This window comes from Candidatus Pelagibacter communis (assembly GCF_001179985.1).
In the GTDB taxonomy this organism is placed as follows: domain Bacteria; phylum Pseudomonadota; class Alphaproteobacteria; order Pelagibacterales; family Pelagibacteraceae; genus Pelagibacter; species Pelagibacter ubique_J.
This window is the reverse complement of the sequence record NZ_CVSI01000023.1, coordinates 1-1051: the sequence shown is the minus strand read 5'-3', so window position 1 is coordinate 1051 and position 1051 is coordinate 1. Positions and strand designations below refer to the sequence as shown.

The 1051-nt window shown below is 29.1% G+C and carries 1 protein-coding gene and 1 tRNA gene; one reads left to right on the top strand and one right to left on the bottom strand.

The features are described from left to right. The first annotated feature begins 49 nt into the window (after positions 1–49). Positions 50–126 (top strand) — tRNA-Arg (locus tag AMN80_RS01015). 4 nt (positions 127–130) lie between these two features. Here AMN80_RS01015 and AMN80_RS01010 read toward each other — a convergent pair. Beyond that, positions 131–922, bottom strand: coding sequence for an ABC transporter permease (locus tag AMN80_RS01010; protein ID WP_075520170.1), 792 nt, complete (start codon positions 920–922; stop codon positions 131–133). Positions 923–1051 lie beyond the last annotated feature (129 nt).

Sequence of the window (1051 nt, the reverse complement as noted above, 5' to 3'; positions counted from 1 at the left end):
GCTAATAAATTAATGATTTTTTTCATAAATTACTATAATAATACTTTATGCGCTCGTAGCTCAACTGGATAGAGCGCCAGATTTCGGCTCTGGAGGTTCAGGGTTCGACTCCTTGCGAGCGCGCCAAAAATTATTCACCTATATTAATTAATGTTCCTTTATCACGCGCCTTATTAAAAGAATAGTAAAATAAGGAAATTCCTAAAAATAGATAAAAAATGTTTAAATATATTGCAGACATTATACTTGAATAGTCCACAGTATTATTTACTAAAATTGATCTTGCTTCCTCAAAAATATAAACCAAAGGTAATAACTTTGCTACAGTTTGAAAAAATTCTGGCAATATTTCAATTGGATAATAAATACATCCTAAAGGTGCTAACAAAAAAAGTGATGACCATGCAATGTTTTCAAACGCTGGCCCGTATCTTAGTAGGCCTGATGAAACAAATAAGCCTAATGTAATCCCAAAAGCATATAAACTAAAAAATAACAGAAAAAGAGGTGTACCAAGATCTAAAATTGATATACCAAATAATGGTGAGGTAATTAATATTGCAGGTACCAAACCTATCAAAGTTCTTAAAAGAGCAGTCAAAACTAATGATATAATTATTTCACTTATACGAAGAGGGGCGATAAATAAATTTGTAAAATTTCTACTCCAAATCTCCTCTAAAAATAACATATTGAAACTTATGCTTGATCTAAATAAAAAATCGTAAAGAATTGCGCAACTTAGTATGACCCCAACAGTATTATTGTAATAATCACTATACACCGTAAAAAACTTTGAAATAAAACCCCAAAGAATTATTTGAATTGTAGGCCAATAAATTAAGTCTAAAATTCTTGGTAGAGAACCTTTTATTAAAAAAAAGTGTCTTAAGAAAAGTCCTAAAATTCTATTATAACTCATTTTTAGTTCTATTAAGTTTTAAAAAAACTTCTTCTAAGTTTTTTTTACCGTGTTTATTAATAATTTCTGACGGCTTACCTCTATCTATAATTTTTCCGTCTTTCATCATTAAAATACTTTTGCAAAGCC

Bases quoted from the DNA above. Each gene is read 5' to 3' on its own strand.
- AMN80_RS01010 (WP_075520170.1), bottom strand. From the start codon at position 922: ATGAGTTATAATAGAATTTTAGGACTTTTCTTAAGACACTTTTTTTTA.